Source organism: Agromyces sp. NPDC058136 (assembly GCF_042884375.1).
Lineage (GTDB): Bacteria > Actinomycetota > Actinomycetes > Actinomycetales > Microbacteriaceae > Agromyces.
On record NZ_JBHVUA010000002.1, the window covers coordinates 312,520 to 339,507 of the forward strand.

The following is a 26,988-nucleotide window of genomic DNA, read 5'->3' on the forward strand; positions in this document are numbered from 1 at the left end:
GCTGCGGATGGTGGAGCCGGGGTGAACCGTCGGTGGCGTGTCTTCCGCGCCGTCTCAGCCGAGCGCGACGAGGAGGCTCAGCAGTGCGAGCACCGCGCAGACCGGCACCATCGTGACCCGCTCGGCGCGGCTGCGCGAGATCGCGTTGAGCCCGATGCCGAGCACGAAGTAGCCGAACACGATCCACATCGCGACCGTCGAGACGGCGTCGGGGACGACGTCGATCACCTCCGCGCGATCGAGGGCGAACGCCCCGATGACGGCGTAGATCACGACCGAGACGGCGCTGCCGATGCGGAGGCGCGCGGGGAGCACCCGGTGCTGCCCGCCCCACGCGAACCGGCCGATCGGGGCGCCGAACACGAGCGCGAGCTGGAAGACGGCGAGGAGCGCGAGGATCACGCACAGGAGGACCGCGGCGACGGGCATGCGGCGAGCCTAGCGGCGGCCGCTCGCCGCGCGCATCACGCGTTCTCGAGCTCGGCGATCACGATCTTGTGCTGCTGCATCATCACCTGGATCTGCTCGGGCCGACGGGTCAGCTCGGCCATGTTCGCCGGGACGATCTGCCAGCTGAGGCCGAAGCGGTCCTTGCACCAGCCGCACTGCTCGGCCTCCGGCACGTGCGAGAGCGCCGCCCAGTAGCGGTCGATCTCAGCCTGGTCGGCGCAGGAGACGAGGAAGGAGATCGACTCGGTGAAGGTGAAGAGCGGGCCGCCGTCGAGGCAGACGAAGTCGACCCCGTTGAGCGTGAACTCGCCGTTGAGCACCTTGTTGCGCATGCCTTCGAAGTGCTCGTCGAGCGACTCGTCGGGGTACTCGGTGATGCTCCTGATGCGCGAGTCCGGGAAGACGGAGACGTAGTACTCCATCGCCTCGCGGGCCTGGTCGTCGAACCACAGGCACGGCTGGATGGCGGCGAGTGCGGCCATGGTGGAACCCCCTCGTTCGGTCGCGCCGGTCGCACGACTCGGCGGCCACGATACGCCGACGGGGGAGCGCGGTCGAGGGGGAAGCGCATCCTCCGCGTGTAGGCTGCCGCACTGTGAATCATGCCGACCTGCCCGCGATCCCGCGCGGGCGTGAGGGGGTCGCGGGCGCTTCGTGCGCCGCGATGAGGTGACCCCGCCCTCGGCCGGTGGCGATCGACGCCGCGGGCCGCGGTCGGTCGCGCCCGCGACCGGTCACTCCCACGTCAGCGTGCCGTCATCCCGGCGGCGAACAGAACAGGTTCAGATTCCATGCTCCCCATCACCGACGCGCAGATCCGCGCATCGTTCATCAACGCCAGCGTGCGCGAGCGCGCCGCCCTCAGCCTGCCGGCGGACTTCGCCCGGCTCGACTGGGATCGCCGCGACTTCCTCGGCTGGCGCGACCGCAAGCTGCCGAACGTCGGCTACGTGGTGGCCCCGATCGGCGGCGAACTCGTCGGCGTCATGCTGAAGCGCGCCGACGGCCGGCTGCGCTCCAGGCCGCAGTGCTCGTGGTGCGAAGACGTGCACCTGCCGAACGACGTCCTGTTCTTCGTCGCGCGTCGGGCCGGAGCCGCCGGGCGCAGGGGCGACACGATCGGCACGCTCGTCTGCGCCGACTTCCAGTGCTCGGCGAACGCGCGCAAGCGACCGCCGGTCGCGTATCTCGGATTCGACGTCGAGGCGGCCCGCGACCGTCGCGTCGAGGCGCTTCGCGAGCACGTCGTCGGTTTCATCCGCGAGGTCGCCGAGGAACCGCTCGGGGGCTGAGCGCCGGGCCGGGCGCACGGGCGGGGCGCTCAGCCGTTCTCGGTTCAGCGCGCCGCCGCCCGCAGTTGCAGCCACGCCGCGAGGCGGTCGTCGGGGTGCTCGAGGCGGAGGCCGTGCGCCTCGCCCGCGCGGCGCAGGCGGTGGCGCACGGTGTTCTCGTGCACGCCGAGCCGCTCGGCGGTCTGCGCGACGTTGCCGAAGCACTCGAGCCAGGTGAGCGCGGTCTCGATGATCGCGGCGGATGCCTCGTGCTCGCCGCGGGCCGTAAGCAGCGCGTCGATCGCGGGGTCGCGCAGTTCGGGCGCGGTGGCGAAGAGCTCGGCCGCGCGTTCGACGACGAGCTGCGACCTGAGGTTCGCCGCGGTCACGATGCGGCGCGCGTGCGGGTCGGCGGCGCGCGCGGCGGTCTCGAGGAGGCGGTCGGCGAGGTCGCGGGCGCCGGCCACCTCGCCCGAGCGGTGCACCGGGCCCGCCGCGGCGATGCGGATGCCGTCGCCCACGAGGCGGTCGACGAGCGGCAGCAGGGGTTCGGCGAGGCGCACGGCCTCGTCGACCGAGCCCGCCGCGAACAGCGCGTACACGCGTTCGCGGTGCGCGACGGCGACGGTGTCGGGCCGGTTCAGCACGAGATGGCGGATGACGGTGGACCGGAGCTGCGCGATCGCCGTCGGCCCTGCGCCGCGGGCTTCGAAGGCGAGCAGGGATGCCCCTCGCTCCTCGTCGATGCCGAGCTCGGCGAACTCGGTGCCGGTGAGCTCGAGGCCAGTGAGCAGGGTGCGCAGCCGGTCTTCGCGGGGGCGCTGCGTGGTGGCGTGCGCGCGCAGGTCGTCGAGGAGGTGCGCGCCGGCGAGGGCGCTCGCCCGCCGGATCCGCTCCTCCTGCTCGGGCGTCGTCGGCCCTTCGCCCGAGGCGTCGATCGCCCAGATCGAGCCGAGCGGCAGTGCACCTGCGCGGATCGCGAAGGCGACGCGAGGCTCCTCGTCGCCGAGGCGCGGGTACTTGATGGGGCGGTCGCTGCGCAGCACGGTGCGGTACTGGTCGTCGTTGTAGGGGGAGGCGGGCACCTGCCTGGCGAGGATGCCGTGGGTGCGGAGCGCGTCGATGAGCTGCCCCGGCACCGAGGAGTAGGCGAGGATGTTGCGGCTCAGGTCTTCGATCGCGACCGAGCCGCCGAAGAACTCGGCCAGTTCGTTCGCGATCGCGAAGAGCGGTTCGGCGCCGCGGTTCTGCGGGCCGGCGAGCGGGGCGTCGGCCTCGCCGAGGAGGTGGGTGAGCTGCGCGTCGAGGAGCCGCCAGCTGATGCGGTCGGCGACGCGCACGATCGGCAGCCCCGTCGCGTCGGCGATCGCCGCGAGCGCGGGCACCCGGTCGGCGCTGCACTTGAGGGCGAGCCCCGCCGCGCCCTGCTCGGCTGCGGCGGCGGCGATCGCCGAGAGCCTCGCCGTCGAGAGCGAGGCGGTCGAGGGGGCGAGCAGCAGCGTGCCCGGGGCATCCGTCATCTCGTCGACGATGTCGATGAACTCGGTGCCGGTGACCGCGGCGCCCGTGCCCGGCGACCCGATCGAGGTGACCGTGCGGGGGCCGAGCTGTTCGACGAGCTCGGCGAGCGTCACCTTCGGGGCGGTCGCGCGAAGCGGGCCGCTTGGAGAAATCCCTGCATCCACCCTCCGAATCTATCCGAGATCGACAACCTGACGCCGTCGTGATCTTCCTAGGCTGGCCTCCGTCGACGGCGAAGGCGCCGCGCACGAGGAGGAGACAGATGACCACGGACCGGCCCGCACCAGACGGCACCCGCCTCGGCGAACTCTGGCGGATCCTGCCCGAGGAGGCGACCGCGAACGCCGACGGCGTGCTCGAGATCAGCGGCGTCGCCGTCACCGAGCTCGCCGAACGCTTCGGCACCCCGCTGCACGTGTACGACGAGACCGGGCTGCGCCGCCAGATCCGCCGCTTCGTCGACGGGCTGCGCGAACGCTGGCCGAACTCCGAGGTGCTCTTCGCATCGAAGTCGCTGCCCGCCGTCGGCATGTACCGCCTCGCGCAGGAGGAGGGCCTCGCGGTCGACGTCGCCGGCGGCGGCGAACTGCGGCTCGCGCTCGCCGCGGGGGTCGACCCCGAACGCCTCTACTTCCACGGCAATGCGAAGACCGACGCAGAACTGCGCATGGCGCTCGACGCCGGCATCGGCGCGATCATCGTCGACAACGACGACGAGCTCGACCGCCTCGAGCGGCTGCTCGAGCGCCCGCAGCGGCTCCTGCTCCGGGTCATCCCCGGCGTCGAGGCGAAGACCCACGCCTCGCAGGCGACCGGTGGCCAGAACTCGAAGTTCGGGCTGCCCCTCGACCAGGCCGCCCGTGCCATCGCCCGCATGCAGGCGCACCCGCTCATGCGCTTCGAGGGCGTGCACCTGCACATCGGCTCGCAGATCCTCGACGTCGCCCAGTTCGGCGAGGCCGTCGAGAAGATCTCGGGGGTCGGCACCTTCGGCACCTACGACGTCGGCGGCGGGCTCGGCATCGCCTACACCTACGACGAGATCGCGCCCGAGGTGGGCGACTACCTCGACGCCATCGTCGCCGCCGCCCGCGCCCACCTGCCCGCCGAGGCGAAGCTCATGATCGAGCCGGGCCGCTCGGTCGTCGCCCGCGCCGGCGTGACCCTCTACCGCGTCACGAGCGTGAAGCGCACCGGGCGCACCTTCGTCGCCGTCGACGGCGGCCTCGCCGACCAGATGGACATCGCCCTCACCCAGCAGCGCTACGAGGCCGTCGTCGCCGACCGCCTGCACGAGCCCTGGACGGAGACGGTGCAGCTCGTCGGCCGCCAGTGCGAGTCGGGCGACCTGCTCGTCGACGGCGCCCCCATGCCCGCCGCCCGCGTCGGCGACCTCGTCGTCATGGCTGCGACGGGCGCCTACGCCTACACGATGTCGAACAACTACAACGGCGCCCTGAAGCCGGCGATCGTCTTCACCCGCGAGGGCGACGCCCGGCTCGTGGCCCGCCGCGAGAGCTACGACGACCTCCTCGCGACGCACGAACCGGCGATGGCCGCCGTCGACGCGTTCGCCTGAGGCATCCGCACCGCCGTTCACCAGCGCCGTCGGCGCGACCACCCCACCCGCCCACCGCACCGTCCCACGACAAGGAAGTCTCCGATGAACGCACGCACCACCACCCTCCTCGGCACGACCGCCGTCGCCGCGGCCCTCGCCCTCGCCCTCACCGGCTGCTCGGGCGCGGGCGCCGGCGCGGCCGCCGCGTCGGGCCCCGAGCTGCCGACCGGCGACGAGGTCTCGACGACCGTCGGCGCGAAGCTCACCGCGCTGCTGCCCGAGGAGATCGTCGAGAAGGGCCGACTCGACATCGCCCTCGACATCCCGTTCCCGCCCATGGCGATGTACGACGAGACGAACCGCGCGATCGGCTTCGATCCCGAGCTCGGGCGCCTGCTCGGCCAGAAGCTCGGCATCGACGTGTCGCTCAACAAGCAGGCGTTCGACTCCGTCATCCCGTCGCTGCAGGCGAACAAGAACGACCTCATCATGAGCGGCATGAACGACACTCCCGAGCGGCAGGAGACGGTGAGCTTCGTCGACTACACGCACGGCGGCTTCGCGATCCTCGTGAAGGCCGGCAACGAGGTCGGCGTGACCACCCAGCAGGACCTCTGCGGCAAGACCGTCGCCGTGCAGAAGGCGACCGTCCAGGGCGAACTGCTGCGCGCCATGGACTGCGACGGCGACCCGGTCGCCGTCACCGAGCTGCCGAGCGACCTCGACGCGCAGACCGCGCTGCGCGCGGGCAAGAGCGACGCGTACGTCGCCGACGCGGTCGTCGCCGAGTACGTCGCCGCGACGACCGACGACGGCGAGGCGTTCGACGTCGTCCGCGACCCCGAGAACCCCGCCGGATTCAACCCGGTCTACAGCGGCATCGGCATCCTCAAGGGCGAGACCGAGCTCATCGAGGCCGTGCGCCAGGCGCTGCAGGCGCTCATCGACGAGGGCGCCTACCAGGAGGTCCTCGAGCGCAACAACATCGCCGCCTACGCGGTCGAGTCGGCCGAGGTGAACCGGGGGGCCGCCGAATGACGACGACGGCCCCGGCACCCGTCGAGCCCGGCACGGCCTTCGCACCGGATGCCACGGACGACGACGTGCGGGCGATCCCGCTGCGCCGTCCGTGGCGGTGGATCGGCGCCGCCGCGGTGCTCCTCGTCGTCGTCGCCTTCGTGCAGTCGGTGCTGACGAACCCCAACATCGACTTCGCGGCGATCGGGCAGTTCCTGGTCGACCCGCGCATCCTCGACGGCGTCGTGCTCACGCTCGTGATCACCCTCATCGCGATGGTGGTCTCGACGCTCCTCGCCATCGTCATCGCGGCGATGCGGCTCTCGTCGAACCCCGTGCTCTCGAGCGTCGCGTGGTTCTACGTGTGGGCGTTCCGCGGCACGCCGCTGCTGGTGCAGATCGTGCTGTGGGGATACCTCGGGCTGCTCTACGAGAAGCTCTCCATCGGCATCCCCTTCACCGACATCGTGTTCTGGCAGATCGACACGAACGTGCTCATCACGGCGATGGTCGCGGGCCTGCTCGCGCTCACCCTCAACCAGGCGGCGTACTCCTCGGAGATCGTGCGGGCGGGCATGATCTCGGTCGACGAAGGGCAGCGCGAGGCGGCCTACTCGCTCGGCATGTCGCCGCTCTACACCTTCCGCCGGGTGCTGCTGCCGCAGGCGATGCGCGTCATCATCCCGCCGATGGGCAACGAGACGATCTCGATGCTGAAGAACACCTCGCTGCTCTCGGTGATCGCGGTGCTCGAGATCTACACGCAGGCGACCGTGATCTCCTCGCAGAACCTCAAGCAGGTCGAGCTCCTCATCGTCGCGAGCCTCTGGTACCTGCTCATGACGAGCATCCTGTCGATCCCGCAGTACTACCTCGAACGCCGGTTCGGGCGCGGCTCGAGCCGCAGCCTGCCGCCCACCCCGTTGCAGCGGCTGCGTGCGGCGTTCACCACGCGCCGGGCCGTCGAGCCCGCGCCCGAGACGAAGGCGGTCAGCGCCGTATGAGCACCATCATGAACACCGCAGGGCAGGCGGCCGCCGCCGAGGTCGCGGGCGCGACGGATGCCGCGGACGCACGCCGTCCGCTCGTGGAGATCCGCCGGGTGCGCAAGAGCTTCGGCGCCCACCAGGTGCTGCGCGACGTGTCGCTCGCGGTGCCGGAGGGCACGGTGACCGTGCTGCTCGGCCCGTCGGGCTCGGGCAAGTCGACGCTGCTGCGCTGCGTCAACCACCTGGAGTCGATCGACGGCGGGCGCATCCTCGTCGACGGCGAACTCATCGGGTACCGGCAGTCGGGTCACAACACGCACGAGATGACGCCGAAGCAGATCGCGAAGCAGCGGCGCAGCATCGGAATGGTGTTCCAGAAGTTCAACCTGTTCCCGCACCTGACGGCGCTCGAGAACATCGTCGAGGCGCCCGTCGGCGTCGCCGGGGTCTCGCGGGCCAAGGCGAAGGCGCGCGCCCTCGAACTGCTCGACCGGGTCGGCCTCGCCGACTTCGCAGGGCACTACCCGTCGCAGCTCTCGGGCGGTCAGCAGCAGCGCGTCGCGATCGCCCGCGCGCTCGCGATGGACCCGAAGCTCATGCTCTTCGACGAGCCGACCTCGGCACTCGACCCCGAGCTCGTCGGCGATGTGCTCGACGTCATGCGCGCGCTCGCGAAGGAGGGCATGACGATGATCGTCGTCACGCATGAGATCGGCTTCGCCCGCGGCGTCGCCGACCAGGTCGTGTTCATGGACGGCGGGGTCGTCGTCGAAGCCGGCACACCGGAGGAGGTGCTCGACCGGCCGCAGCGGCAGCGCACGCGCAACTTCCTGGAGAGCGTGCACTGACGACGGCCGACGAGACGCGCACGGGGGAGTGCGCATGGGGGGAGTCGAGGGCTCCGGGGCTTCGGCCCCGGGGCCCTCGGCGTGTCCGAGGAAGACCTCGCTCACACCCAGGGCACGTACCGCAGCACCAGCTCGGCGACGACGAGGCCGACGAGGGCGCTCATCACCCAGCCGATCGCGGCGCCGAAGTACCAGTGCTGCACGACCTCGCGCCGGGCCCGCTCGGGGTCGTCGCGCTCGAATCCCGCGAGCGACCGCTCGCCGTACGCGAGGAGCGGCATCAGGAGCGCGAACATCACGATGAACGCGCCGAGCTGCAGCGCGAGCCACCACGACCGGCCGCCCGCGCTCGCGCCGTCGAGCGCGTGGAGGACCGCGAGCGTGATCGGCTGCGGGCCGCAGAGCGCGAGCAGGCTCGCGGCGCCGATCACGAGCACGGCGACGCGCATCCAGCGCTCGCCGGCGGTGAGCTCGACCTTCGGTGCGGGCGCCGTCGGCTCCTCGCCCCAGCGCACCGGCTGGCCCGGCTTGGTGCCGCGGTGGTGCCAGAGCTGACGGTGCGAGCCGTACACGGCGAGCGGCCAGAGCAGGAACGCGATGAGCGCCGCGGTGATCCACGCGAAGATGCCGTCGGCGGTGAGCTCCCAGCCGAGTCGGTCGCCGAGGAGCACGAGCCCGATCCACCCGAAGAGGATGATCGGGACACCCACCAAGACGGCGAGCATGGCCCAGAGGAGCTGCTTCAATGCCGAGCGGGGGCGGCGCGCTGCGGGCGCCGCGGGGGCCGCGTCGCTCACTCGGCCGCCGCTTCGGCGAGCCGGCGGCGCTCGAGCCCCTCGAGCAGGAGGTCGAGGCCGAACTCGAACTCGGTCTGGTCGTCGCACCAGCCGAGCGTCGAGTCGGGGTCGTCGTGCACGACGTCGGCGAGCATCGCCGCGAGGTGCGGCGCGAGCGCGGCGAACTGGTCGGGGTCGGCAGGGGGCTCGGCGGCGTTGTCGTCGTTGAGCTCTTGCACGTAGCCGTACATGCGGCTCCCGATCGCGTGCAGCCCGTGATGGATGAGGTCGTGCGAGAGCCCGCCCGAGCGCATGATGCCGACGACGCCGTCGGCGTAGCGCACGGCGGTGAGGCCCGGCGTGCCGCGCACGTTCATGAGGGCCGGGGCCCAGGGATGCCGCAGCAGCACCTGTCTCGCGCCGAGGATGCGTGCGCGGAGCCGCGAGGCCCAGCCCGCGGCATCCGCCGCCGGGGGCGCGAAGCCGCCGATCTCGTGCTCGATCTCGGCGAAGACCTGCTCGATGAGGCCGTCGAGGATCGCCGGCTTGTTGGGCAGGTGGTAGTAGAGGGACATCGCCTCGACGCCGAGCTCGTCGGCGAGGGCGCGCATCGTGAGGCGGTCGAGGCCGTCGCGGTCGGCGAGGGCGAGCGCGGTCTGCAGCACGCGGTCGCGGCTGAGGGGGGTGCGCTCGGCGGTTCTCGGCATGGTCTCACCGTACAACGTCAGGTTTGCTCGGGGGGTCTGGACATGGGGGTGCTCGAGGGGTATCTTACGACGTAAGACTTACGACGTAAGGGAGCATCGCATGTCCACCGCATCGACCACCCGAGTGCTCACCATGCGAGCCGCGCACATCGAGCGGTTCGGTCCGCCCGAGGTGGTCCGGCTCGTCGAACTGCCCCGCCCCGAGCCCGGCCCCGGCGAGCTCCTCGTGCGCGTGCGCGCCGCCACCGTGAGCGTCGCCGACGAACGGCTGCGCGCGCGGCGGCTGCCGCCCGGGCTGGGCCTCCTCGTCGGGCCGACCGTCGGCCTGTTCCGGCCGAGGCGGCGGGTGCTCGGCATGGACGCCGCGGGCGTGGTCGAAGCGATCGGGGCCGGCGTCGACCGTTTCGCGCCCGGCGACGAGGTCATCCTCATGCGGGGCTCGCGCATGGGGTGCCATGCCGAGTTCGTGACGATCGAGGCCGACGGGCAGGTCGCCCCGAAGCCGCGGAACCTGTCGTTCGAGGAGGCCGCGTCGATCGTCTTCGGCGGGCACACCGCGCTGCGCTACCTCGATCGCGTCGAGCTCGAGCCAGGCAGCGAGGTGCTCGTGAACGGCGCCTCGGGTGCGGTCGGCACGGCGGTCGTGCAGCTCGCCGCGGCGCGCGGCGCGCGGGTGACGGCGGTCACGAGCGGGCGCAACGCCGAACTCGTGCGCTCGCTCGGGGCCGAGCGCGTCATCGACCACACCCGCGAGGACTTCGCCGCCGGTGAGGCCGCCCGCTACGACGTGATCGTCGAGTGCGTCGGCAACGCTCCGCTCGCCCGGGTCGCGCACCTGCTGCGCCCGGGCGGCGCGCTGCTGCTCGTCATCCTCGACCTGCGGGGCCTCCTGTTCGCGAAGCGTCAGGGGCGACGCCGCGGTCTCGTCGTCGACCACGAGGGCGGCGCGATGGATGCCGCGGGCATGGAGCGGCTCGCCGCCCTCGCCGAGTCGGGGGTGCTGCGTCCGGTCATCGACCGCGTCTTCGCGTTCGACGAGGTCGTCGAGGCCCACCGGCTCGTCGACGGCGGGCACAAGCGGGGGAGCGCGGTGCTGCGCCTCGGATGATCGTCGCGCAAATTGCAACCCATCGGTTGCAATGTCTCGGAGTTAATGCAACTCTTGAGTTGCAGATGGTCGACCGGCCGTCGCAACCGGCCGTCGCAACGGCACGACATCCGAACGAAGAGGAAGCATCATGGTGAACATGACCGACAACGAGGCATCCGTCATCGACGAGGGCACCTTCTCGGTGCGGCGGACGATCCGCATCGCCGCCCCCCTCGAGAAGGTGTGGCGCGCCGTCACCGAACCCGAGCACATCTCGCAGTGGTTCGGGCAGACGGTGCTCGACGGCACCGGTGCGGGCGCCGCCGGCACGATGACCTTCGAGGGCTACGGCGTCATCCCGCTGCGCGTCGAGGCGATCGACGCGCCCCGCTCAGTCTCGTACCGCTGGGGCAACGACGACGCGGTCCGCCGCGAAGGCGGCCCGATCGACGAGGCGACGACGACCGTCTTCACCTTCACGCTCGACGAGGTCGAGGGCGGCACCGAGCTCACCGTCGTCGAGACGGGATTCGACCGCACGAGCGACCCCGTCGCCAACATGGCCGACCACGCCGAGGGCTGGGTCTCCGAGCTCGACAAGCTCGTCGCCCTCCTCGAGCGCGGCGCATGAGCGCAGCCGCGATGAGCTCCGAGGCGCTGGTCACCGTGTTCGCCGCCCTGGGCGACGAGACCCGTTGGAGCATCCTCGAGGCGCTCGGCGAGGGCGAGGCCTCGGCCTCCGCCCTCGCCGAACGGCTGCCGGTGACCCGGCAGGCCATCGCGAAGCACCTCGCCGTGCTCGCGGAGGTCGGGGTCGTCGAGCCCGTGCGGGTCGGCCGCGAAGTGCGCTACCGCGTCATCGGCGCCGAACTCAGCGCGACCGCCGCACGGCTCGATGCCGTCGGCCGCGAATGGGAGCGCCGCCTCGCCGCGATCAAGGAGATCGCCGAGCGGTTGTGACCGGCTCGAGGTGCTCGAGCTCGTCGAACAGGGCCGTGCCCGTGACATCCCGCTCGATCGCCTCGCCGAGTCGCGCCGCCGCCTGCCGGTACTGCTCGCGACCGAGCACCTTCTCGACCGCCGCCGCGATGTCGTCGGCCTGCGCGCGCCGCGGCACCGCGACGCCCGCGCCCCGCTTCGTCACGCGCACCGCGTTGTCGGCCTGATCGCGCCCGTGATGCAGCACGACGAGCGGCAGGCCCGCCGCGAGCGCCTTCATCACCGTGCCGTGCCCGCCGTGCGTCACGACGAGGCTCGCGTGCCGCATCGCCTCGACATGGGGTGCGGATGCCACGACGACGACGTTCTCGGGCGCCTCGATGAGCTCGGGCGGGATCGCGGGACCCGTCGTGACGAGCCCCCGCACCGGCAGCGTGCCGAGTGCGTCGGCGATGCGCTGCAGGCAGTCCGCGTGGTTCTGGAACGTCGACGACATCGCCACGAGGACGAGCGGGCCGTCGCCCGCAGGCTCGACGAACGTCGACATCGCCGCCCACCCGGGGTCGTCGAGGATCGGCCCGACGAAGCGCACGTTCGGCGGATACTCCCCGGCGAACTCGAACTCGGCCGTCGTGAGCACGAGCTCGCGCCGGGCGTGATGGATCTGCTGCCACACGTGCTCGATGGGGCCGAGTCCGTGCTTCGCGCGCACCGCGTTGAGCGGTTCGACGGTGTGCCGGTCGAGCAGGCGCGTCGCGGCCGAACCCGCCATGCGATCGCGCATCACCCCCACCGGTCCACGCATCGGGGTCATCCCCGCGCCGCCCGGCGGCCTCCCGGGCACCGGGGCGATGTACACGTTCGGCATGAGCACGTCGAACGGGAGCTCGCGCGCCTCGGCGGCGATCATCGCCCCCAGGGTGAAGAACGTCGCGACGACGAGGTCGGGCCGTGTCGCGTCGACCGCCGTCAGGGTGTCGGCCGCATGCCCGCGCGCCGGCCCCGCGAGGTAGTGCTCCGACATGCTCTTCGCGAGCTCGAGCGGATTGCGGATCGCCCAGTCGCGGAAGTCCTCGCCCGGGCGGGTGCTCCAGACGTGCACCGAAGCGCCCGCCACCCGTGCCTCATCGGCCATCGACGCGTCGACGAGGGCACTGACGTGATGCCCGCGCGCCACGAGGCGGCGTACGACGCCGAGCTCGGCCGGCACGGTGCCGCCGCCGTCGGCGAGCGCGAAGAGGTAGCGGTGCAGGGGGCTGCGCATGACGTCAGAGTAGGGACGGCGGCGGGCCCGTGGCATCCGCGCTGGCGCTGAATCGGCGCCGCGCACGACGAAGGCCCGACGACCGAGGTCGCCGGGCCCGCGTCGCCTCATCGCTCAGCTGCCGTAGACGCCGAGCTCCCAGATCGAGTACCCGTACTTCGTGGTGCGATCGGTGCAGTGCACGCGCACGTAGCGGGCGCTCGTCGCGTCGAACGCGGCGGTGTCGAGCCCGCCGTCGCCCGTCGTCGTCGCCCACACCGAACGCCAGGTCTGCCCGTCGTCGGAGAGCTGCACCTCGTAGGCCTTCGCCGCCGAACGCTCCCACGACACGGTCACCCGGCTGACGGGCTGCGACTCGCCCAGGTCGACCTGCAGCCACTGCGGGCTCGTGCCCCAGTTGCCGCTCGCCCACCGGGTGTTCGTCGCGCCGTCGACCGCGCGCGACGCGGCGTAACTCGTGAACGGGTTCCACTCGTTCGAGCTCGACGACGCCGCCTTGCCGGTCGCGAGGTTCTGCCCGCTCTCGTGGCCGCGCGTCGCCTCCCACGTCTGCAGGTACGACTCGGCACCCGACATCAGGTCGTCGACGAGTTCGTCGCCGCCGCCCGCGAGCCGCAGCTGCTCGATGTAGTCGGGGGTGAGGCCGGCGTGCGCGAAACCGTCGGTGTTGATGTCGAAGGTGCGCTCGCCGCTGACCTGCCGGTCGACGACGGTGCTGCCGTCGGCGGCCGTGAACGGGTAGCTCACCGCGACCGGGGCGGTGCCGCCGGCCGGGTGGCTGCCGACGCCGTTGAAGTCGAGGCCGAACCCGTAGCCCTTGCCGTACTGCTGGCGCAGCGCGGCGGTCGCCCGCCACTCGCCGATGAACCCGGCGGCGTCGTGCGGGTAGCCGGTCTTGAACCCGCCGAGGCGGTAGAGGCGCTCCGACCAGTTCGAGTCCATCCAGCTGTGGCTCGACAGCACGCCCGGGTAGTCCTCGGCCTCGAGGAGGTCGAGGGCGCGGCCCGCGGCCTTCACGCTCATGTGGTCGAGTTCGATCATCATGCCGCGCGACATCGCCGCCTTGAGGGCGTACTCGCCGAGCGAGGTGAGCCCGCGGGTGTTGCACTGCGCGCCGGAGGGGTAGGTGGGCGGGTCGGCGCCGGGCAGCTGCTCGGGCACCTCGGCGTTGCCGATGGGGTTGTCGTGCTGCGCGCCCGTGCAGGCCTCCGTCTGCCAGTAGGTGCCGGTCGAGTAGAACTGGCCGACGTTGATGATCGTGCCCTGCGTGCCGGTGTCGAAGCGCACCCCGCAGAGGGCGTTGTCGAACTTGTGGCAGAGGAACATGCTCGACACGCCCATCGCCTCGAACTCGTCGAGCCCGCGGTCGATGTCGGCCTTCGAGCACTGCGCGACGTCGAGGATCATCTTGCAGCCGAACGGCTCGCTCGTCTCGACGCCGAGCACGACGGCGAGCTTGCCGTCGGCGATCACCTGCCGCGCCTGTTCGGGCGTGGTGACGATGCGGAAGAAGCCCTTGCCCGGCCCGCCGTAGATGCCGTCGATGTACGACTCCATCTCGCGCACCTTCTGCGCCTCGAGGCGGATCGCGGTCATCTCGTCGCACGAGCGGTCCTTCGGCATGATCGGCAGCGAGCAGATCACGCCGTTCGTGACGAGGTCGTTGACGAGCACGCGCTGGCCTGCGCGCCACGAACGCTCGACCCAGGCGTAGTACGAGGCCTGGTGGCTCATCGAGGTGGTCTTCGGCCAGTCCTGGAACGTCGGCCAGCCGACCGGGTCGTGCTTGCCGTCGGGGTCGCTCGTCAGCATCTCGAAGAGCGCGCCGCTGCCGTCGGGGTAGTGCTCGGGGCAGTCCTTCAGGGCGTCGGCGACGCCGTTCGGCGAGAACGGGGCGCCGCAGATCATGCGCCCGCCGAAGCCCTCGTTCGAGTTGAGGTGCGTGTGCGAGTCGATGAAGCCACTCACCTCCTCGTCGACGTCGCCGGTGATCGGCGCGCCCGTGACGTTGAGCTCGACCTCGACGGCGGGGCGGTTCGGAGCGTCCCACCAGTCGGTGGGGGCGGCGCTCGCGCTCGCGACGGGGATCGTCGCGAGCAGTGCGCCGACCGCGGCGATGCCGAGGAGTGCGCGGATGCGGGTGGAAGTGGAGCGAGTGGAGCGGGGTCGCCGACGGTCGGCGAGCGGTGTAGCGGCGGATCTCGAGTGATCGTGGTGCGCCATGTCTGAGCCTCCTTGCTCGATGGCTCGCAGCGTATTGTGGGACGAGCGTCCCAGTCAAGCGCCCCAGACGAACCGGATGTCCCGAGCAGGCCTTCCCGGCCCGCCGCGCGCGGCGCATCCGCATCGCAATCCACCGAACGGTTGATTCGCGGATCCACCGCGCACCCAGTGAGGTCCGGCCGGCCGGCCGATGTCCGTCGGGCGCGATGCGGCGAGGCTCGAGTCATGCCAGTCATCGACGTCATCGACCTCACCAAGCGCTACGGCGCACGCACCGTGCTCGACGGGATCTCGTTCTCGGTCGAGGAGGGCGAGATCTTCGGGATCCTCGGCCCGAACGGCACCGGCAAGACCACGACGGTCGAGATCATCGAGGGCCTGCGCCGCGCCGACGGCGGGACGGTCCGCGTGCTCGGACTCGACCCCGTCCGCGACCGCCGCGAGCTGCACGAGGTGATCGGCGTGCAGCTGCAGCACACCGAGCTGCCCGAGAACCTCAAGGTCTGGGAGGCGCTCGACCTCTACGCCTCGTTCTACGCGGACCCCCGCGACTGGCGGGAGCTGCTCGACGAATGGGGGCTGGCCGAGCAGCGCAACACCCGGTTCGCGAAGCTCTCGGGCGGACAGAAGCAGCGGCTCATCATCGCGCTCGCCCTCGTCGGACGTCCGCGCGTCGCCTTCCTCGACGAGCTCACGACCGGCCTCGACCCCCAGGCGCGCAAGGCGACCTGGGAGCTCATCGGGCAGATGCGCGACACCGGCGTCACCGTGGTGCTCGTGAGCCACTTCATGGACGAGGTCGAGGCGCTCTGCGACCGCGTCGCGGTGTTCAGCCACGGCCGCATCGCAGCGATCGACTCGCCTGCGGGGCTCATCGACCGGGTCGACGCCGACCACGCGATGCACTTCACGATCGCGGGGGAGGTCGCGGCCGGACTGTTCCCGATGATCGAGTCCCTGCCCGGCGTGACGTCGGTCACCGCAAAGGGACCCCAGGTGTCCGTCACCGGGCGCGGCGACTTCGCGACCGCGGTGACGTCGATGCTCGCGCGCAACCACGTGCTCGCCTCGGACCTGCGGATCGACAAGCGCACGCTCGACGACGCCTTCGTCGCACTCACCGGGCGCGCGTTCGAGCGCTGAGCCCGCACCATCCACGACCACCCCGACCTACCAAGGAGACTCACATGGCCGCCGCGACCGTCAAGCTCACCGTCGTCGAATCGAAGCTGCTCGTCCGCGAACCGGGTTCGCTGTTCACCGTGCTGATCCCGATGTTCATCCTGATCGTGTTCGGCGGCTCGATCGGCCCGGGCGACACCACGCTCCTGCCGATGGCCATCGCGATCGCCATCGGCCTCGTCGGCCTCTACCTCATGCCCACCGCGCTCGCCGGATACCGTGAGAAGGGCATCCTCCGACGCATGTCGACGACGCCGGTCGAGCCGATGAGCCTGCTCGTCGTGCAGCTTCTGCTGCAGTTCGTGCTCGCCCTCGCCAGCTGCACCGCGCTCGTCGTCGTCGCCGTGCTCGTGCTCGGCGCCGCGGCGCCGGCCGACCCGCTCGGCTTCGCGGCCGCGTTCGTGCTCGGCACCGCCGCGATGTTCGCGGTCGGACTGCTCATCGCCGCGCTCGCACCGAGCGGTCGTGCGGCGAACGGGATCGGCGTGCTGCTGTACTTCCCGATGGCCTACCTCGCCGGACTCATCCAGCCCGCCGGTCAGATGCCCGATATCTTGGTGACGATCGGGGAGTTCACCCCGCTCGGCGCTTTCCGCCAGACGATGTCCGAGGTCTGGGTGGGCGGCGCCGCCGACCCGGTGCTGCTCGGCGTGATGGCCGCGTACGCCGTCGTGGTCAGCCTCGCGGCGGCCAGGTTCTTCCGCTGGGAGTGACGCGCATGACGGATACTGCAGACCGACTCGATCTCCGCGAGCAACGGCTCGAGCGGCTCACCGCGGCCGTTCCGTATGTGCTCCTCGCCGCATCGACGGCCCTCGCGCTGCTCACGGGGCGGCATGCCCCGGTCGACGTGCTCGTCATCCTCGGCCTCGTCGCGCTCGCCGCGGTGTGGATCGCGACGCTCAGCCGGCGCGTCTCGCTCGGCCCGCTCTACGTCGCCGGGCTGATCGTGCTGATCGGTGCGCTGTGCGCTCGCGACATGTGGTTCGCGAGCTTCTTCGCCTTCGTCGGGTACGTGCACTCGTGGCAGCGGCTGCACGGCGCGTGGCGGTACGTCGGGCTGGCCGCAACGGCAGCGATCAGCATCACCGCCTTCCTCGGACCGCCCGAGCCGACGCCGGCGGCCGTCGTGGTGCGGCTGTTCTTCGTCGCTGCGCTCGTCGCGCTCGTCTCGCTCTTCAGTCATCTCGGCGACGTCACCCTCGAGCGGAGCGTCGAGCGCAAGCACATGGTCGAGCAGCTCGAGGCAGTGATCCACGAGAACGAGGGCCTGCACGCGCAACTGCTCGTACAGGCCCACGAGGCAGGTGTGCTGGACGAGCGCCAGCGCATCGCCCGGGACATCCACGACACGATCGCACAGGGCCTCGCGGGCATCATCACGCAGCTGCAGGCCGCCGAGCGCGCCGACGACGCCGGCCGCGACGACGACCGTCGCCGGCGCATCGAGGTCGCGACGCGACTGGCACGCGAGAGCCTCGCCGAGGCGCGCCGCTCGGTGCACGCGGTGGGGCCGGTGCAGCTCGAGAGCGCGCAGCTGCCCGATGCCCTGGCCACGGTCGTGGCGGAGTGGGGGGACAGGAATGGCGTGCGCGCCGAGTTCTCCGCCGTCGGCCCGGTGCGTCCGCTGCATCCCGAGGTCGAGGTCGCCCTGCTGCGGATCTCGCAGGAGGCGCTCGCGAACGCGGGCGCGTACGCCCGGGCGGGCCGCGTCCGGCTGACCCTGACCTTCATGGACGACGTCGTCACGCTCGACGTGCGCGACGACGGCGTCGGGTTCGACACCGCGACGACCGACGGCGGATTCGGGCTCACCTCGATGCGACAGCGGGCGACGAGGCTCGGGGGTACGCTCGACCTCGAGTCCGAGCCCGGAGCCGGCACCGCGATCTCGGCCACCGTGCCCGCACTCTCGAGGGAGACCCCGCTTGGCTGAAGCACCCATCCGCCTGCTCATCGCCGACGATCATCCGATCGTGCGCGACGGATTGCGCGGCATGTTCGCGGGCGACGACCGCTTCGACGTCGTCGGCGAGGCGAACGACGGGGCCGAGGCGGTCGAAGCTGCTCGAGGGCTCGACCCCGATGTCGTGCTCATGGACCTCCGGATGCCGCGGGTCGACGGGGTGACCGCGATCAGGCGGCTCGCCGAGCACGGAGTGCGGGCGCGCGTGCTCGTGCTCACGACGTTCGACAGCGACACCGAGGTTCTGCCGGCGATCGAGGCCGGCGCCACCGGCTACCTGCTGAAGGACGCCCCGGTCGACGAGCTGCTGCGCGCCGTCGAGTCGGCCGCGCGGGGCGAGGCCGTGCTCGCACCGTCGGTGACGCAGAAGCTCATGGGCCGCGTGCGCGAACCGGCTCCTGCACCCGCTGCGGTGCTGAGCGAGCGCGAGCTCGAGGTGCTGCGTCTCATCGCGAGCGGCAGCACGAACCGCGAGTCCGCCGCAGAGCTGTTCATCAGCGAGGCGACGGTGAAGACGCACGTGCTGCACATCTTCGAGAAGCTCGGGGTCAACGACCGGGCCGCGGCCGTGGCGGTCGGGTACCGTCGAGGGCTGCTGACGTAGGGCCCGTCGGCCCGTCGGCCCGTCGGCCCGCCGGGTCAGTCGGCCGCGAAGGCTCCGAGCACCACGGCGATCGTCGACTCGGCGGCATCCTGCCAGGCGACGCCGTCGAGCAGGTCGTCGGTCGCGAGCGCGGCGACGCCGTGCACGGCGGCGAAGACGACGAGCGCCTGCCGCTCGACGTCGCCCTCGCGGATCTCGCCCTTCGCCTGCGACTCGGCGACGAGGGCGACCACGGCGGCCATGCTCGCCCGGCTGAGCTCGAGGAGCTCGGGGGAGGCGTCGGGGTGGTGCTTGGCCTTGTACATGAGGTCGAGGATCGCCGGGTGCTCGACGGCGAAGCGGACGTAGGCGAGTCCGGCGGCGCGCAGGCGCGCGTCGAAGGTCGGCTCGCTCGTGACGGCCTCGGCGAGCGTGGCGTTCATGCGTTCGAAGCCGGTGACCGCGATCGCGTCGAGCAGGGCGGTGCGGTCGGCGAAATGGCGCGCGGATGCCCCGTGGCTGACGCCGACGTCGCGGGCGAGCTGCCGCATCGACAGGGCGTCGAGCCCGTCGTCGTCGATCGTCGCCCAGGCGCGGGTGAGCAGCGCCTCGCGCAGGTTGCCGTGGTGGTAAGCGCGTTCGGTCACCACTGCACCATATCCGAAAGTAGGCATTGACAACAATGATGGCACTGTCTACATTGTCGGATATGACCACCGACTTCTCCGGAACCACCGCCCTCGTCACCGGCGCGAGCTCTGGGCTCGGCGCCGAGTTCGCGACCCAGCTCGCCCGCCGCGGCGCCGACGTCGTGCTCGTCGCCCGGCGCGAAGACCGGCTGCGCGAGCTCGCCGACCGCCTCGAGCGCGAGCACGGCGTGCGGGCGACGCCCATCGCGCTCGACCTCGCCCGGCCAGAAGCGCCCGCCGAGCTGCGGGTCGCGCTCGACGAACGCGGCATCCGCGTGCAGACGCTCGTGAACAACGCCGGCTTCGGCATGCGAGGCCCCTTCGCCGAGGCCGACCCCGCGCGCATCGCCGAGCTCGTGCAGGTGAACATCGCCGCACTCGTGGCGCTCACCCGCGAGTTCCTGCCCGACCTCGTGCGCGACGGGCGCGGGGCGCTCGTCAGCGTCGCGAGCACCGGCGCCTACCAGCCGTGCCCCAACATGGCGGTCTACGGGGCGTCGAAGGCGTTCGTGCTGAGCTTCACCGAGGCGCTCGCCTACGAGACGCGGGGCTCGGGGCTCCGCGTGCTCGCCCTGAGCCCCGGCGCCACCCGCACCGAGTTCTTCGACGTCGTCGGCACCGAGCGCGCGGCGGTCGGCCGCTTCCGCACGACCGAGCAGGTCGTCTCGCTCGCCCTGGGCCGCGTCGACCGTCGCCGCGGCCCAGCGAGCGTCGTCTCGGGCCGCGCCAACGCGTTCACCAGCAAGCTCGTCGGCTTCATGCCGCGGCGACTCGTGCTCACGATGACCGGCCGCGTGCTGGCAGGGCCCGGGCGGTGAACGTCGCGCTCGCGTCGCGCTGACGGTCGGCGCGTCAGCCGAGCTCGGTGAAGTCGCTCATCACCGCGCCGAACGGGAACGGGAACCAGAGGCCGCCGCCGTGGTCGAGCACCTGCTGCACCGGCAGCGCCCAGAACCACACCTGCGCGATGACGAGCGAGGTGAGGGCGATCGCGATGATGACCGTGCCGGTGCGGTCGAGTGCGCGCATCGCGGCCCGTGCATCGGCGCGTCGGCTCGCAGCGCCGAGCCCGACGAGCAGTGCGATCGCCATGGCGGCGACCACGACCCAGCTCGGGCTGAGCGTGTAGGTCACGCACTGGGCCGTGGAGACGCTGCCGGTCTGCGTCGGGCATGCGCTGCGACTCGAGTTCGTGAGCATGCCGTAGACGACCGCGGCGAACGCGCCGCTCAGCATCAGCCCCCGGACGCGGAGCAGCAGCGTCGCCCATGCGGGAGGCGCGGCCGCCGTCACGGGTGCGGCGGTACCGGTCATCGCGCCTCCGATCGATCTGCGCTCATGCTGCCAGTGCGAGCGGAGGGCGGGCAAGCCCGCGCGCGCGACGGTGCGCCATGACGGCGGCCGGCAATACGCTGCAGACATGACCACCGATCGCGACATCGCCCGCTGGCGGCTGCGGTCGCAGTCGCTCGCCGCTCCCGTCGACGACGCCGAGCGGGTCGTCGGGTCGCTGCTCGCCGTGCAGGCCGAGAACCCGTCGCAGTCGGCGTGGGCGGTCGCGACGCGCACGACGACGCCCGACCGGCACGACCTCGCCGGCGCGCTCGCGTCGGGGCGGGTCATCCGCACGCACGTGCTGCGGCCCACCTGGCACTACGTGCACGCCGACGACGTCCGTTGGCTGCTGGAGCTCACCGCACCTCGAGTGTTCCCCGTCTTCGACCAGCAGTTGACGGCCCTCGACGGCCGCATGCACGCCATCACCGACGCGATCGAGGGGGTTCTCGGCGAGGCATCCGACCGCACCCGCGCCGATCTCGCGGCGGCGCTCGCCGACCGCGGGTTCGAACTGACCGGGCAGCAGCTCATGCTGGTCGTCGGGCGCCTCGAGATGACCGGCCTCGTGTGCAGCGGCGTGCCCCGCGACGGCGAGCACACCTACGCGCTCATGGACGAGCGCGTGCCGACCGGGCGCCCGTTCGACCGCGAGGAGGCGCTCGCCGGGCTCGCGCTCCGGTACTGCACCGGGCACGGCCCGGCGACCGAGCGCGACCTCGCCTACTGGGCGACGCTCACCGTGACCGACGCGCGTCGGGGCATCGCGGCCGTCGCCGATCGGCTCGACTCGTTCGAGCACGACGGGCGCACCTTCTGGCACGCGCCCGGCGGTCCGCCGACCGGGCCTGCCGAGCCCGCCGGCCACCTGCTGCAGGTGCTCGACGAGATGTACCGCGGCTACCAGGACTCGCGCTGGGTGCTCGACGGCGAGGGCACGGTTCCGCGCGAGCGCGAGTCGGCGATCGGCATGGCGCTCGTCGACGGCCAGCTCGTCGCCGCGATGAAGCGCACCGTCACGGCGAAGGCGGTCGCCTTCGCGCTGCATCCCCACCGAGCGCTCACCGCGGGCGAGCGACGGGCGATCGAGGATGCCGCGGCGCGCTACGCCGCCTTCCTCGAGCTCGAACCGCGCGTGCAGTTCGACGCAGCCGGGTGATCCGGCGCTCGGGTCGCGCCGGAGCATCCGCCGTCGAGGTCAGGCCGGCCAGTTGCTGCGCGCCCAGCTCACGAGCGAGTTGAGCGCACCGCCGCCCGCGCCGACATTGGTGTCTTCGATGGTCCACCAGAGGAAGGTGGTCTTCGAGCCGCCGCTGTGCGTCGCGATGGCGTACGGCGCCCCGTTCCAGAACCCGAACACGGGGCCGCCCGAGTTGCCGGGGGTCGCGTCGGCCTCGTACTCGACCTCCTCGGCCGAGCCGCTGCCGTCGTCGTCGAGCACGGGCCACCACATCTGGCGCGAGGGCCGGTTGCCGCCCGAGACGGCGCCCGGATACCCGGCGAGCGTCCAGTAGTCGCCGCCCTCCCACGCGCTGTTGTAGTTCTTCGAACCGAAGTAGCCGTGGGTGACGCCGAGCGGCGTGTACAGCCGCAGCACCGCCATGTCCCAGGCCGAGACCGACTCGTCGGTGTCGTAACCGTAGTAGTCCGACACGTACGAGCTCACGCCGCGGCCCAGGGTCGACGTCCCGTCGTAGTACGCCGGGACGAACTGCATCGCCCAGTTGCGCGACCCCCACGGGCACATGTGCCCTGCCGTGAGGACCGTGCGGTCTCCGATCAGCACGCCCGACCCCGACCAGGCCGGGTAGGGGGAGCCCCAGTCGTCCCAGACGAGGATCTTGCCGACGCACGTCCACGGGTAGCCGCCGGGGTAGTAGACCTGGCGGTTGTCGGCCCCGAAGACGCCGTAGTGCGGCTCGATGATCCGTCCGTCGACGCGGCGCAGCACCGTCGTGCGCGGTGCCGTCACCTTGGGATGCGGCTCGAAGTCGACCCACGACGGGCGGGACGGTTCGAGCTCGAACCCCGAGCGCTCGTCGCGCGCGGCCGCCTTGCCGACCTCGTCGAGCGAGAGCCGACCCGAGGTGCGCCCCGGCATGACGAGCCCGGCTCCCTCCGGCAGTCGCAGCTGCCATCGATCGGCGTCGTAGCGAACGGGCTCGGCCGCCTTGAGATCGAACTTCTCGCGCGTCGTGATCGTGAGCGTGCGCCCATCGACCTGCCGTGCGAGCTCCTCGGGCATTCGTTCGTCGCTGCGCTCGTTGTCGAGGCGGAGGAATTCCTCCGGGCCGCTCGGCGGTTCGGAGGCGCCGTTCTCGGCCGGCGTCGTGTCATCCATGGTGATCACCTCCGGAGGCCCGGGGACCTTCTCCGGGCCGCAGGCGGAGAACGGCCCCTGCGTGCGATGCTCGGGTGCCATCCGGGTACGACGAGCTGTCGTCACGCGACCGCCCTTCCGTGCTCGAAGACTCCTCCGAGCGGCGCGGGTCGGCATCAGGGCGGGCACCGTGGGGTGCTCGGTGGGCGCACTGACGGTCGGTGCGGCGGGGCCTTCGCCTCACCCGTTCACCTCACCCACTCGGCGCGAGCGGTAGTCCTGCGCCGGGCCCGACCACCCGCTTGCGACGGTTCGTGGTCTCGGAGATCGCGACGATGACGGCGAGCACGACCACCGCGGCGGCGATCGCGAGCTGCGCTTCGAGCACAAGGCTCACGAGCGCGAGTGCGACGGTCAGCGCGAGGGCGGGCACGGCCCAGCCGAGCACGGTCCGCAGCGGGCGGCCGAAGCGCAGCGAGATGATCGCGTTGGTCAGGTAGAAGATCGCGATGCCGCCGCAGAGGGCGACCACGGACGCCTCGGGCAGGGGTTCGTGCGGATGGGTGATCGCGGCGTCGATCGCGCCCGAGATCGCGGTCACGCCCACGACGATCAGGAACGGCAGGAAGCCGACCGTGTCACGGATGGCGCGGTAGTCGCCGGCCTCGCGGAGTTCGTCGAGCCCGGTGCGCATGGCGTCGGTGCCGTACATGAAGAACGACCAGGCGAGCAGCGAGATGACGCAGAGACCGAGCACCGCCGCGATGCTCGATGCGGCGCTCCAGTGCTCGTCGAGCGCGGCGACGCCCGAGAGCACCGACTCGCCGAGCACGATCACGACGAGCAGGCCGAACCGCTCGGAGAGGTGCTCGGTGTTCATGTTCACGAGCACGCGGTCGGCCCAGCTCCGGCTGCTCGCGATCAGTAGCGTCACCTCGACGAGGATCGAGGCGCCCCAGAGCGCGAACATCCACGGCATCGGCACCCAGATCGACACGAGCCAGAGCATGGCCGTCGCACCGTTGTAGGCGAGCACGCGCACGCGGGAGGCGGCGCCCCCGGTGCGCCAGGAGATCGTGATCCAGAGCCCGAGCAGCACGAACCGCAGGGCGGCGTTGCCCGCCGCGAACAGCCAGGCGCGGTCACCGGTGGCCTCGGGCGCGGCGACGGCGATCGCGCCGACCGCGATCATCGCGGCGAGCATGACGAGTGCGAGCTGACGCCGGGTGAGCCACGGCATCAGGTTGACCGTGAAGGTCAGGTTGACCCACGACCACCACACTGACGCGAACAGGGCGGTGAAGAGGAGCAGCCCTGACAAGCTCGGATGCTCGTGCAGTCCGTGGGCCAGCTGGCCGACGAGCGCCACGAAGATGAGGTCGAAGAACAGTTCCATCCAGTGCGCGCGGGATGGATCTCGATCGGGAACCGTCACGGACACCCCCTCGTCCGGCGTGGCGTTGCTGCCGCACAGGCTACGCGCGGCGTGCTGCGGTGTCACGCCCCGGTTCGCGGGGTGGATCGGTCGGTTCGAGTCGATGCGTCAGGCGGTGACCCACGCGGGGTCGGCGAAGAGCTGCTCGAGCTCGCCGACGAGCCGGGCGGTGTGGAACCCATCGGCCGCCGCGTGGTGGATCTGCACCGCGAGCGGCAGCAGCGTGCGGCCGTCGCGTTCGAGGTAGCGGCCGAGCGTGAAGATCGGTGCGAGGTGGTTCGAGCCGCCGTCGATCTGCAGCGCGAACCCGGTGAAGCTCGTCCACGGGAGGCTCGAGACATCGAAGCCGTTCGCCGGGAGGCCGCCCTGCGGGAACATCCCGGTCGCCGCCGACGCCGCCGCGAGCTCGGCGATCGCCGCCGCGTGGAAGCGGCCGAAGTCGGCGTCGTACGGCACCGACACGGCGGCGAAGGTCTCGCGGTCGGGGTTGAACACGGTGAATGCCGGATGCACCACGGGCCAGGTCGCCGGCGCGCCGTCGTCGGTGAGGGCCATCCGGAACTCGGGATGCCGGTTGACGACGTTCGCGATCGCCCAGATCTGCGCCGGATAGGTCTTGCGCGTCGAGGCGCGCAGCGCGGCTGCGAAGGCGGTCACGTCGAGCTCGACCGTCAGCGCGTAGGTGCAGGGCACACGATGCCGGTAGTGCTCGTAGGCCTCGCGGCGCGGCCAGCTGTCGAGGTCGATCGGGGTGGGCACGGGAGTCGGCATGCGTTCGATCCTCGCATCCCGGTGCGGCTCGCGGCCGGAGCCGATCAGGGCGTGCGCCGCCGGAAGACGTCGAACAGCACCTTGAGCGTCAGCAGCCCCGAGACGATCACCAGCATGTATCCGAAGAGCTGGTAGAGCGTGAGTTCGGGGGTCACGGCGGGGCCGCCCTCGCTGATGAGCAGCATCGAGGCCATGATGCCGAACACGCCGGCGAGGAAGGCCACGGCGACGAGGCTGACGAGATCGCGGACGAGCGCACGGTCTCGGCGATCGGCGAACAGGCGCACGTTGAACGCGAGGCGCCCGTCGGCGAGTGCCGCGCTGATGCGGTCGGCGCGCTGGGGCATGCGGCGCAGGATCGGCAGCAGGCCGCCGACCTCGTCGATCGCGCTCGAGAACAGTGCCGACGGGCGCGCGGCATCGGCGACCCGGGCCTTGGCGAACCCCTCCGCCTCGGTCAGCAGGTCGAAACCGGGGTTCACGAGGCGCAGCGTGCCTTCGACGGTGCCCACCGCGCGGAACGCCGCGGCGAGTTCGCCGGGCACCGCGATGCGGTTCTCGGCGAGGAGCCGCACCATCTCGGTCACGACCGTCGCGTCGACGGTGCCGCCCGGGCCGAGCCGGCGTGACATGAACCCGCCGATCTGTCGGCGCAGCGCGACCTCGTCGAGGTCGTCGGGCAGCTCGACAAGCCCGAGCAGCGCGTCGCCGAAGCTGCGGGAGTCGCCGCGGTAGAAGGCGAGCAGCACCTCGCCGATCTGGCGGCGGAGCTCGGAGTCGAGACGCCCGATCGATCCGAAGTCGAGCAGCACGATCTCGCCGGACCCGGCGACCACGATGTTGCCGGGGTGCAGGTCGGCGTGGAACACCCCGTCGTCGATGATCTGCCGCATCGCCGAGGCGAAGAGCCGATCGGCCAGATCGGTGCGTTCGGCATCGGAGTGGCCTCGCAGGGTGGCCGGATCGCTGAGCGTGCCCCCTTCGACGAGGTCCATCACGAGGACGCGCTCGCCGCTGAGCTCGGCCTGGTGCCGTGGCACCGTCACGCGCTCGCGCGCGGGATGCCTGGCGAGGGTCGCCGCCATCGCCGCCATGTTCGCCGCCTCGATGCGGTAGTCGAGCTCCTCGCGGAGATTCGACGCGAACGCCTGGGCGAGCCCCCGGACGCCGAGCGACCTGCCCCATTCAGTGGACCGTTCGAACTGGTCGGCCAGCCGGAGCACGATGTCGAGGTCGCGATCGACGAGCGGCACGATGCCGGGGCGCTGCACCTTCACGGCGACCGGCTCGCCCGAGGCGAGCGTCGCGCGGTGCACCTGGCCGATCGACGCCGCGGCGAGCGGCGTCTCGTCGAAGTCGGCGAACACCTCGTCGATCGGCCGGGGCAGTTCGGACTCGAGCAGGGCGCGCACCTCGCTCCACACGGCCGGCGGCACGCGCTGCTGCAGCCGGCTGAGCTCGGCGACGAACTCGGGGGGCAGGATGTCGCTCCGGGTCGAGAGCACCTGGCCCAGCTTCACGAACGCCCCGCCCGCATCCTCGAGCGCGGATCGCAGCGCGACGGCCTGACGGGTCCGCTCGGCGCGGCCCGCGGCCGTCGGCTCGGTGTTCGGCCGGAAGGGCACGAGCCCGTGGCGCACGGCTATGCGCGAGATCTCGGTGTACCGGCGGGTGCGTGCGGCGCTGCGGCGCAGCGACGGCAGCCACTGGTCGGGACGCTGCACGGTGCCGGGCGGAACGATGATGTCGGCGAGCACGAGGAACGCCACCGACGCGAACATGACGATGCCGAGCTGGACGGGGATGAGGGCAGGGGAGTACTCCTGCTTGCCCCAGATGAACTGCGACTCGAACCCGACCTCGGCGGCGAGGCCCACCAGGCCCGCGATCACGATGCGCACGATGCCCACGCGGACGCCGAGCACCCGCCTGACGAACGCCGTGAGCACGGCGAGGTAGACCAGTGTGAGCACGATCATGAGCCCCACGTTGAGCAGCACGTCGGCGACGTCCATCCCGACCCCCATCCGCGACCCGGCGGTCGCCACTGA

27 protein-coding genes are annotated in these 26,988 nt (G+C 71.8%); 14 read left to right on the forward strand and 13 right to left on the reverse strand.

Annotated features, from left to right (window positions below):
- Positions 1 to 54 precede the first annotated feature (54 nt).
- The gene (locus ACFVTX_RS07735) at positions 55 to 429 is read right to left on the reverse strand and encodes a hypothetical protein (RefSeq protein ID WP_386899011.1); all 375 of its coding nucleotides are present in this window, start codon (positions 427 to 429) and stop codon (positions 55 to 57) included.
- A gap of 35 nt (positions 430 to 464) precedes the next feature.
- A complete protein-coding gene (locus ACFVTX_RS07740; RefSeq protein WP_386899012.1) occupies positions 465 to 932 on the reverse strand; it encodes a VOC family protein in 468 nt (155 codons plus the stop codon).
- Between the two features lie 309 nt (positions 933 to 1,241).
- On the opposite strand from ACFVTX_RS07740, the gene ACFVTX_RS07745 reads away from it, so the two are divergent.
- Complete coding sequence (locus tag ACFVTX_RS07745; RefSeq protein WP_386899013.1) at positions 1,242 to 1,742, forward strand: FBP domain-containing protein; 501 nt, start codon at positions 1,242 to 1,244, stop codon at positions 1,740 to 1,742.
- A gap of 44 nt (positions 1,743 to 1,786) precedes the next feature.
- On the opposite strand, the gene ACFVTX_RS07750 is transcribed toward ACFVTX_RS07745, so the two are convergent.
- Positions 1,787 to 3,406, reverse strand: a complete 1,620-nt coding sequence (locus tag ACFVTX_RS07750) for a PucR family transcriptional regulator (protein ID WP_386899014.1) — start codon at positions 3,404 to 3,406, stop codon at positions 1,787 to 1,789.
- A 98-nt stretch (positions 3,407 to 3,504) separates the two neighbouring features.
- Here ACFVTX_RS07750 and lysA point away from each other — a divergent pair, with 98 nt between their 5' ends.
- From lysA to ACFVTX_RS07770, 4 genes are all read left to right on the forward strand, one after another.
- Entirely contained in the window at positions 3,505 to 4,821 is a 1,317-nt protein-coding gene (lysA, locus tag ACFVTX_RS07755; RefSeq protein ID WP_386899015.1) for a diaminopimelate decarboxylase, read from the forward strand.
- 84 nt (positions 4,822 to 4,905) lie between these two features.
- Entirely contained in the window at positions 4,906 to 5,841 is a 936-nt protein-coding gene (locus ACFVTX_RS07760) for an ABC transporter substrate-binding protein (RefSeq protein WP_386899016.1), read from the forward strand.
- Complete coding sequence (locus tag ACFVTX_RS07765) at positions 5,838 to 6,824, forward strand: amino acid ABC transporter permease (RefSeq protein WP_386899017.1); 987 nt, start codon at positions 5,838 to 5,840, stop codon at positions 6,822 to 6,824. The genes ACFVTX_RS07760 and ACFVTX_RS07765 overlap by 4 nt, the downstream gene beginning before the upstream one ends.
- A complete protein-coding gene (locus tag ACFVTX_RS07770; RefSeq protein ID WP_386899018.1) occupies positions 6,821 to 7,657 on the forward strand; it encodes an amino acid ABC transporter ATP-binding protein in 837 nt (278 codons plus the stop codon). The genes ACFVTX_RS07765 and ACFVTX_RS07770 overlap by 4 nt, the downstream gene beginning before the upstream one ends.
- 101 nt (positions 7,658 to 7,758) lie before the next feature.
- Here the strand turns inward: ACFVTX_RS07770 and ACFVTX_RS07775 are convergent, their stop codons facing one another.
- Both ACFVTX_RS07775 and ACFVTX_RS07780 read right to left on the reverse strand, forming a co-directional pair.
- On the reverse strand, positions 7,759 to 8,454 hold the full coding sequence (locus ACFVTX_RS07775) for a hypothetical protein (protein ID WP_386899019.1): 696 nt from the start codon (positions 8,452 to 8,454) through the stop codon (positions 7,759 to 7,761).
- On the reverse strand, positions 8,451 to 9,140 hold the full coding sequence (locus ACFVTX_RS07780) for a TetR/AcrR family transcriptional regulator (RefSeq protein ID WP_386899020.1): 690 nt from the start codon (positions 9,138 to 9,140) through the stop codon (positions 8,451 to 8,453). Before ACFVTX_RS07780 ends, ACFVTX_RS07775 begins: the two co-directional genes overlap by 4 nt.
- Before the next feature lie 100 nt (positions 9,141 to 9,240).
- Between ACFVTX_RS07780 and ACFVTX_RS07785 the strand changes: the two genes are divergently transcribed.
- The 3 genes from ACFVTX_RS07785 (at position 9,241) to ACFVTX_RS07795 (ending at position 11,190) form a co-directional block, all read left to right on the forward strand.
- Entirely contained in the window at positions 9,241 to 10,248 is a 1,008-nt protein-coding gene (locus ACFVTX_RS07785; RefSeq protein WP_386899021.1) for an NAD(P)-dependent alcohol dehydrogenase, read from the forward strand.
- A 130-nt stretch (positions 10,249 to 10,378) separates the two neighbouring features.
- On the forward strand, positions 10,379 to 10,861 hold the full coding sequence (locus ACFVTX_RS07790; RefSeq protein WP_386899022.1) for an SRPBCC domain-containing protein: 483 nt from the start codon (positions 10,379 to 10,381) through the stop codon (positions 10,859 to 10,861).
- Positions 10,858 to 11,190 carry an ArsR/SmtB family transcription factor gene (locus ACFVTX_RS07795; RefSeq protein ID WP_386899023.1) on the forward strand — a complete coding sequence of 111 codons (333 nt, stop codon included), beginning with the start codon at positions 10,858 to 10,860 and terminating at the stop codon, positions 11,188 to 11,190. Before ACFVTX_RS07790 ends, ACFVTX_RS07795 begins: the two co-directional genes overlap by 4 nt.
- On the opposite strand, the gene ACFVTX_RS07800 is transcribed toward ACFVTX_RS07795, so the two are convergent.
- Positions 11,165 to 12,433, reverse strand: coding sequence for a glycosyltransferase (locus ACFVTX_RS07800; protein ID WP_386899024.1), 1,269 nt, complete (start codon positions 12,431 to 12,433; stop codon positions 11,165 to 11,167). The two genes, ACFVTX_RS07795 and ACFVTX_RS07800, sit on opposite strands and share 26 nt — an antisense overlap.
- A gap of 114 nt (positions 12,434 to 12,547) precedes the next feature.
- Positions 12,548 to 14,656, reverse strand: a complete 2,109-nt coding sequence (locus ACFVTX_RS07805; protein ID WP_386899025.1) for a discoidin domain-containing protein — start codon at positions 14,654 to 14,656, stop codon at positions 12,548 to 12,550.
- A gap of 225 nt (positions 14,657 to 14,881) precedes the next feature.
- Here ACFVTX_RS07805 and ACFVTX_RS07810 point away from each other — a divergent pair, with 225 nt between their 5' ends.
- The 4 genes from ACFVTX_RS07810 to ACFVTX_RS07825 are packed head-to-tail and all read left to right on the forward strand — an operon-like array spanning position 14,882 to position 18,408.
- Complete coding sequence (locus tag ACFVTX_RS07810) at positions 14,882 to 15,799, forward strand: ABC transporter ATP-binding protein (RefSeq protein ID WP_386899026.1); 918 nt, start codon at positions 14,882 to 14,884, stop codon at positions 15,797 to 15,799.
- 44 nt (positions 15,800 to 15,843) lie between these two features.
- A complete protein-coding gene (locus ACFVTX_RS07815; protein ID WP_386899027.1) occupies positions 15,844 to 16,551 on the forward strand; it encodes an ABC transporter permease in 708 nt (235 codons plus the stop codon).
- A gap of 5 nt (positions 16,552 to 16,556) precedes the next feature.
- Entirely contained in the window at positions 16,557 to 17,774 is a 1,218-nt protein-coding gene (locus tag ACFVTX_RS07820) for a sensor histidine kinase (protein WP_386899028.1), read from the forward strand.
- The gene (locus ACFVTX_RS07825) at positions 17,767 to 18,408 is read left to right on the forward strand and encodes a response regulator (RefSeq protein ID WP_386899029.1); all 642 of its coding nucleotides are present in this window, start codon (positions 17,767 to 17,769) and stop codon (positions 18,406 to 18,408) included. The genes ACFVTX_RS07820 and ACFVTX_RS07825 overlap by 8 nt, the downstream gene beginning before the upstream one ends.
- A gap of 35 nt (positions 18,409 to 18,443) precedes the next feature.
- Here ACFVTX_RS07825 and ACFVTX_RS07830 read toward each other — a convergent pair whose 3' ends face one another.
- Positions 18,444 to 19,034 carry a TetR/AcrR family transcriptional regulator gene (locus ACFVTX_RS07830; RefSeq protein ID WP_386899030.1) on the reverse strand — a complete coding sequence of 197 codons (591 nt, stop codon included), beginning with the start codon at positions 19,032 to 19,034 and terminating at the stop codon, positions 18,444 to 18,446.
- 62 nt (positions 19,035 to 19,096) lie between these two features.
- Here ACFVTX_RS07830 and ACFVTX_RS07835 point away from each other — a divergent pair, with 62 nt between their 5' ends.
- Positions 19,097 to 19,894, forward strand: a complete 798-nt coding sequence (locus ACFVTX_RS07835) for an SDR family NAD(P)-dependent oxidoreductase (RefSeq protein ID WP_386899031.1) — start codon at positions 19,097 to 19,099, stop codon at positions 19,892 to 19,894.
- A 34-nt stretch (positions 19,895 to 19,928) separates the two neighbouring features.
- Here ACFVTX_RS07835 and ACFVTX_RS07840 read toward each other — a convergent pair whose 3' ends face one another.
- Positions 19,929 to 20,390 carry a hypothetical protein gene (locus tag ACFVTX_RS07840; RefSeq protein WP_386899032.1) on the reverse strand — a complete coding sequence of 154 codons (462 nt, stop codon included), beginning with the start codon at positions 20,388 to 20,390 and terminating at the stop codon, positions 19,929 to 19,931.
- Between the two features lie 106 nt (positions 20,391 to 20,496).
- Between ACFVTX_RS07840 and ACFVTX_RS07845 the strand changes: the two genes are divergently transcribed.
- Entirely contained in the window at positions 20,497 to 21,570 is a 1,074-nt protein-coding gene (locus tag ACFVTX_RS07845) for a winged helix DNA-binding domain-containing protein (RefSeq protein ID WP_386899033.1), read from the forward strand.
- 39 nt (positions 21,571 to 21,609) lie between these two features.
- Here the strand turns inward: ACFVTX_RS07845 and ACFVTX_RS07850 are convergent, their stop codons facing one another.
- From ACFVTX_RS07850 to ACFVTX_RS07865, 4 genes are all read right to left on the reverse strand, one after another.
- A complete protein-coding gene (locus ACFVTX_RS07850) occupies positions 21,610 to 22,752 on the reverse strand; it encodes a trypsin-like serine peptidase (RefSeq protein ID WP_386899034.1) in 1,143 nt (380 codons plus the stop codon).
- Between the two features lie 232 nt (positions 22,753 to 22,984).
- A complete protein-coding gene (locus ACFVTX_RS07855) occupies positions 22,985 to 24,166 on the reverse strand; it encodes a low temperature requirement protein A (protein ID WP_386899035.1) in 1,182 nt (393 codons plus the stop codon).
- 108 nt (positions 24,167 to 24,274) lie between these two features.
- On the reverse strand, positions 24,275 to 24,937 hold the full coding sequence (locus ACFVTX_RS07860; RefSeq protein ID WP_386899036.1) for a CatA-like O-acetyltransferase: 663 nt from the start codon (positions 24,935 to 24,937) through the stop codon (positions 24,275 to 24,277).
- 44 nt (positions 24,938 to 24,981) lie between these two features.
- Positions 24,982 to 26,952 carry an ABC1 kinase family protein gene (locus ACFVTX_RS07865; RefSeq protein WP_386899037.1) on the reverse strand — a complete coding sequence of 657 codons (1,971 nt, stop codon included), beginning with the start codon at positions 26,950 to 26,952 and terminating at the stop codon, positions 24,982 to 24,984.
- Positions 26,953 to 26,988 lie beyond the last annotated feature (36 nt).

Bases quoted from the DNA above. Each gene is read 5' to 3' on its own strand.
- ACFVTX_RS07860 (WP_386899036.1), bottom strand. From the start codon at position 24,937: ATGCCGACTCCCGTGCCCACCCCGATCGACCTCGACAGCTGGCCGCGC.
- ACFVTX_RS07765 (WP_386899017.1), top strand. From the start codon at position 5,838: ATGACGACGACGGCCCCGGCACCCGTCGAGCCCGGCACGGCCTTCGCA.
- lysA (WP_386899015.1), top strand. From the start codon at position 3,505: ATGACCACGGACCGGCCCGCACCAGACGGCACCCGCCTCGGCGAACTC.
- ACFVTX_RS07805 (WP_386899025.1), bottom strand. From the start codon at position 14,656: ATGGCGCACCACGATCACTCGAGATCCGCCGCTACACCGCTCGCCGAC.
- ACFVTX_RS07815 (WP_386899027.1), top strand. From the start codon at position 15,844: ATGGCCGCCGCGACCGTCAAGCTCACCGTCGTCGAATCGAAGCTGCTC.
- ACFVTX_RS07760 (WP_386899016.1), top strand. From the start codon at position 4,906: ATGAACGCACGCACCACCACCCTCCTCGGCACGACCGCCGTCGCCGCG.
- ACFVTX_RS07785 (WP_386899021.1), top strand. From the start codon at position 9,241: ATGTCCACCGCATCGACCACCCGAGTGCTCACCATGCGAGCCGCGCAC.
- ACFVTX_RS07745 (WP_386899013.1), top strand. From the start codon at position 1,242: ATGCTCCCCATCACCGACGCGCAGATCCGCGCATCGTTCATCAACGCC.
- ACFVTX_RS07795 (WP_386899023.1), top strand. From the start codon at position 10,858: ATGAGCGCAGCCGCGATGAGCTCCGAGGCGCTGGTCACCGTGTTCGCC.
- ACFVTX_RS07800 (WP_386899024.1), bottom strand. From the start codon at position 12,433: ATGCGCAGCCCCCTGCACCGCTACCTCTTCGCGCTCGCCGACGGCGGC.
- ACFVTX_RS07810 (WP_386899026.1), top strand. From the start codon at position 14,882: ATGCCAGTCATCGACGTCATCGACCTCACCAAGCGCTACGGCGCACGC.
- ACFVTX_RS07840 (WP_386899032.1), bottom strand. From the start codon at position 20,390: ATGACCGGTACCGCCGCACCCGTGACGGCGGCCGCGCCTCCCGCATGG.
- ACFVTX_RS07835 (WP_386899031.1), top strand. From the start codon at position 19,097: ATGACCACCGACTTCTCCGGAACCACCGCCCTCGTCACCGGCGCGAGC.
- ACFVTX_RS07865 (WP_386899037.1), bottom strand. From the start codon at position 26,952: ATGGACGTCGCCGACGTGCTGCTCAACGTGGGGCTCATGATCGTGCTC.
- ACFVTX_RS07790 (WP_386899022.1), top strand. From the start codon at position 10,379: ATGGTGAACATGACCGACAACGAGGCATCCGTCATCGACGAGGGCACC.
- ACFVTX_RS07735 (WP_386899011.1), bottom strand. From the start codon at position 429: ATGCCCGTCGCCGCGGTCCTCCTGTGCGTGATCCTCGCGCTCCTCGCC.
- ACFVTX_RS07770 (WP_386899018.1), top strand. From the start codon at position 6,821: ATGAGCACCATCATGAACACCGCAGGGCAGGCGGCCGCCGCCGAGGTC.
- ACFVTX_RS07780 (WP_386899020.1), bottom strand. From the start codon at position 9,140: ATGCCGAGAACCGCCGAGCGCACCCCCCTCAGCCGCGACCGCGTGCTG.
- ACFVTX_RS07850 (WP_386899034.1), bottom strand. From the start codon at position 22,752: ATGGATGACACGACGCCGGCCGAGAACGGCGCCTCCGAACCGCCGAGC.
- ACFVTX_RS07740 (WP_386899012.1), bottom strand. From the start codon at position 932: ATGGCCGCACTCGCCGCCATCCAGCCGTGCCTGTGGTTCGACGACCAG.
- ACFVTX_RS07820 (WP_386899028.1), top strand. From the start codon at position 16,557: ATGACGGATACTGCAGACCGACTCGATCTCCGCGAGCAACGGCTCGAG.
- ACFVTX_RS07845 (WP_386899033.1), top strand. From the start codon at position 20,497: ATGACCACCGATCGCGACATCGCCCGCTGGCGGCTGCGGTCGCAGTCG.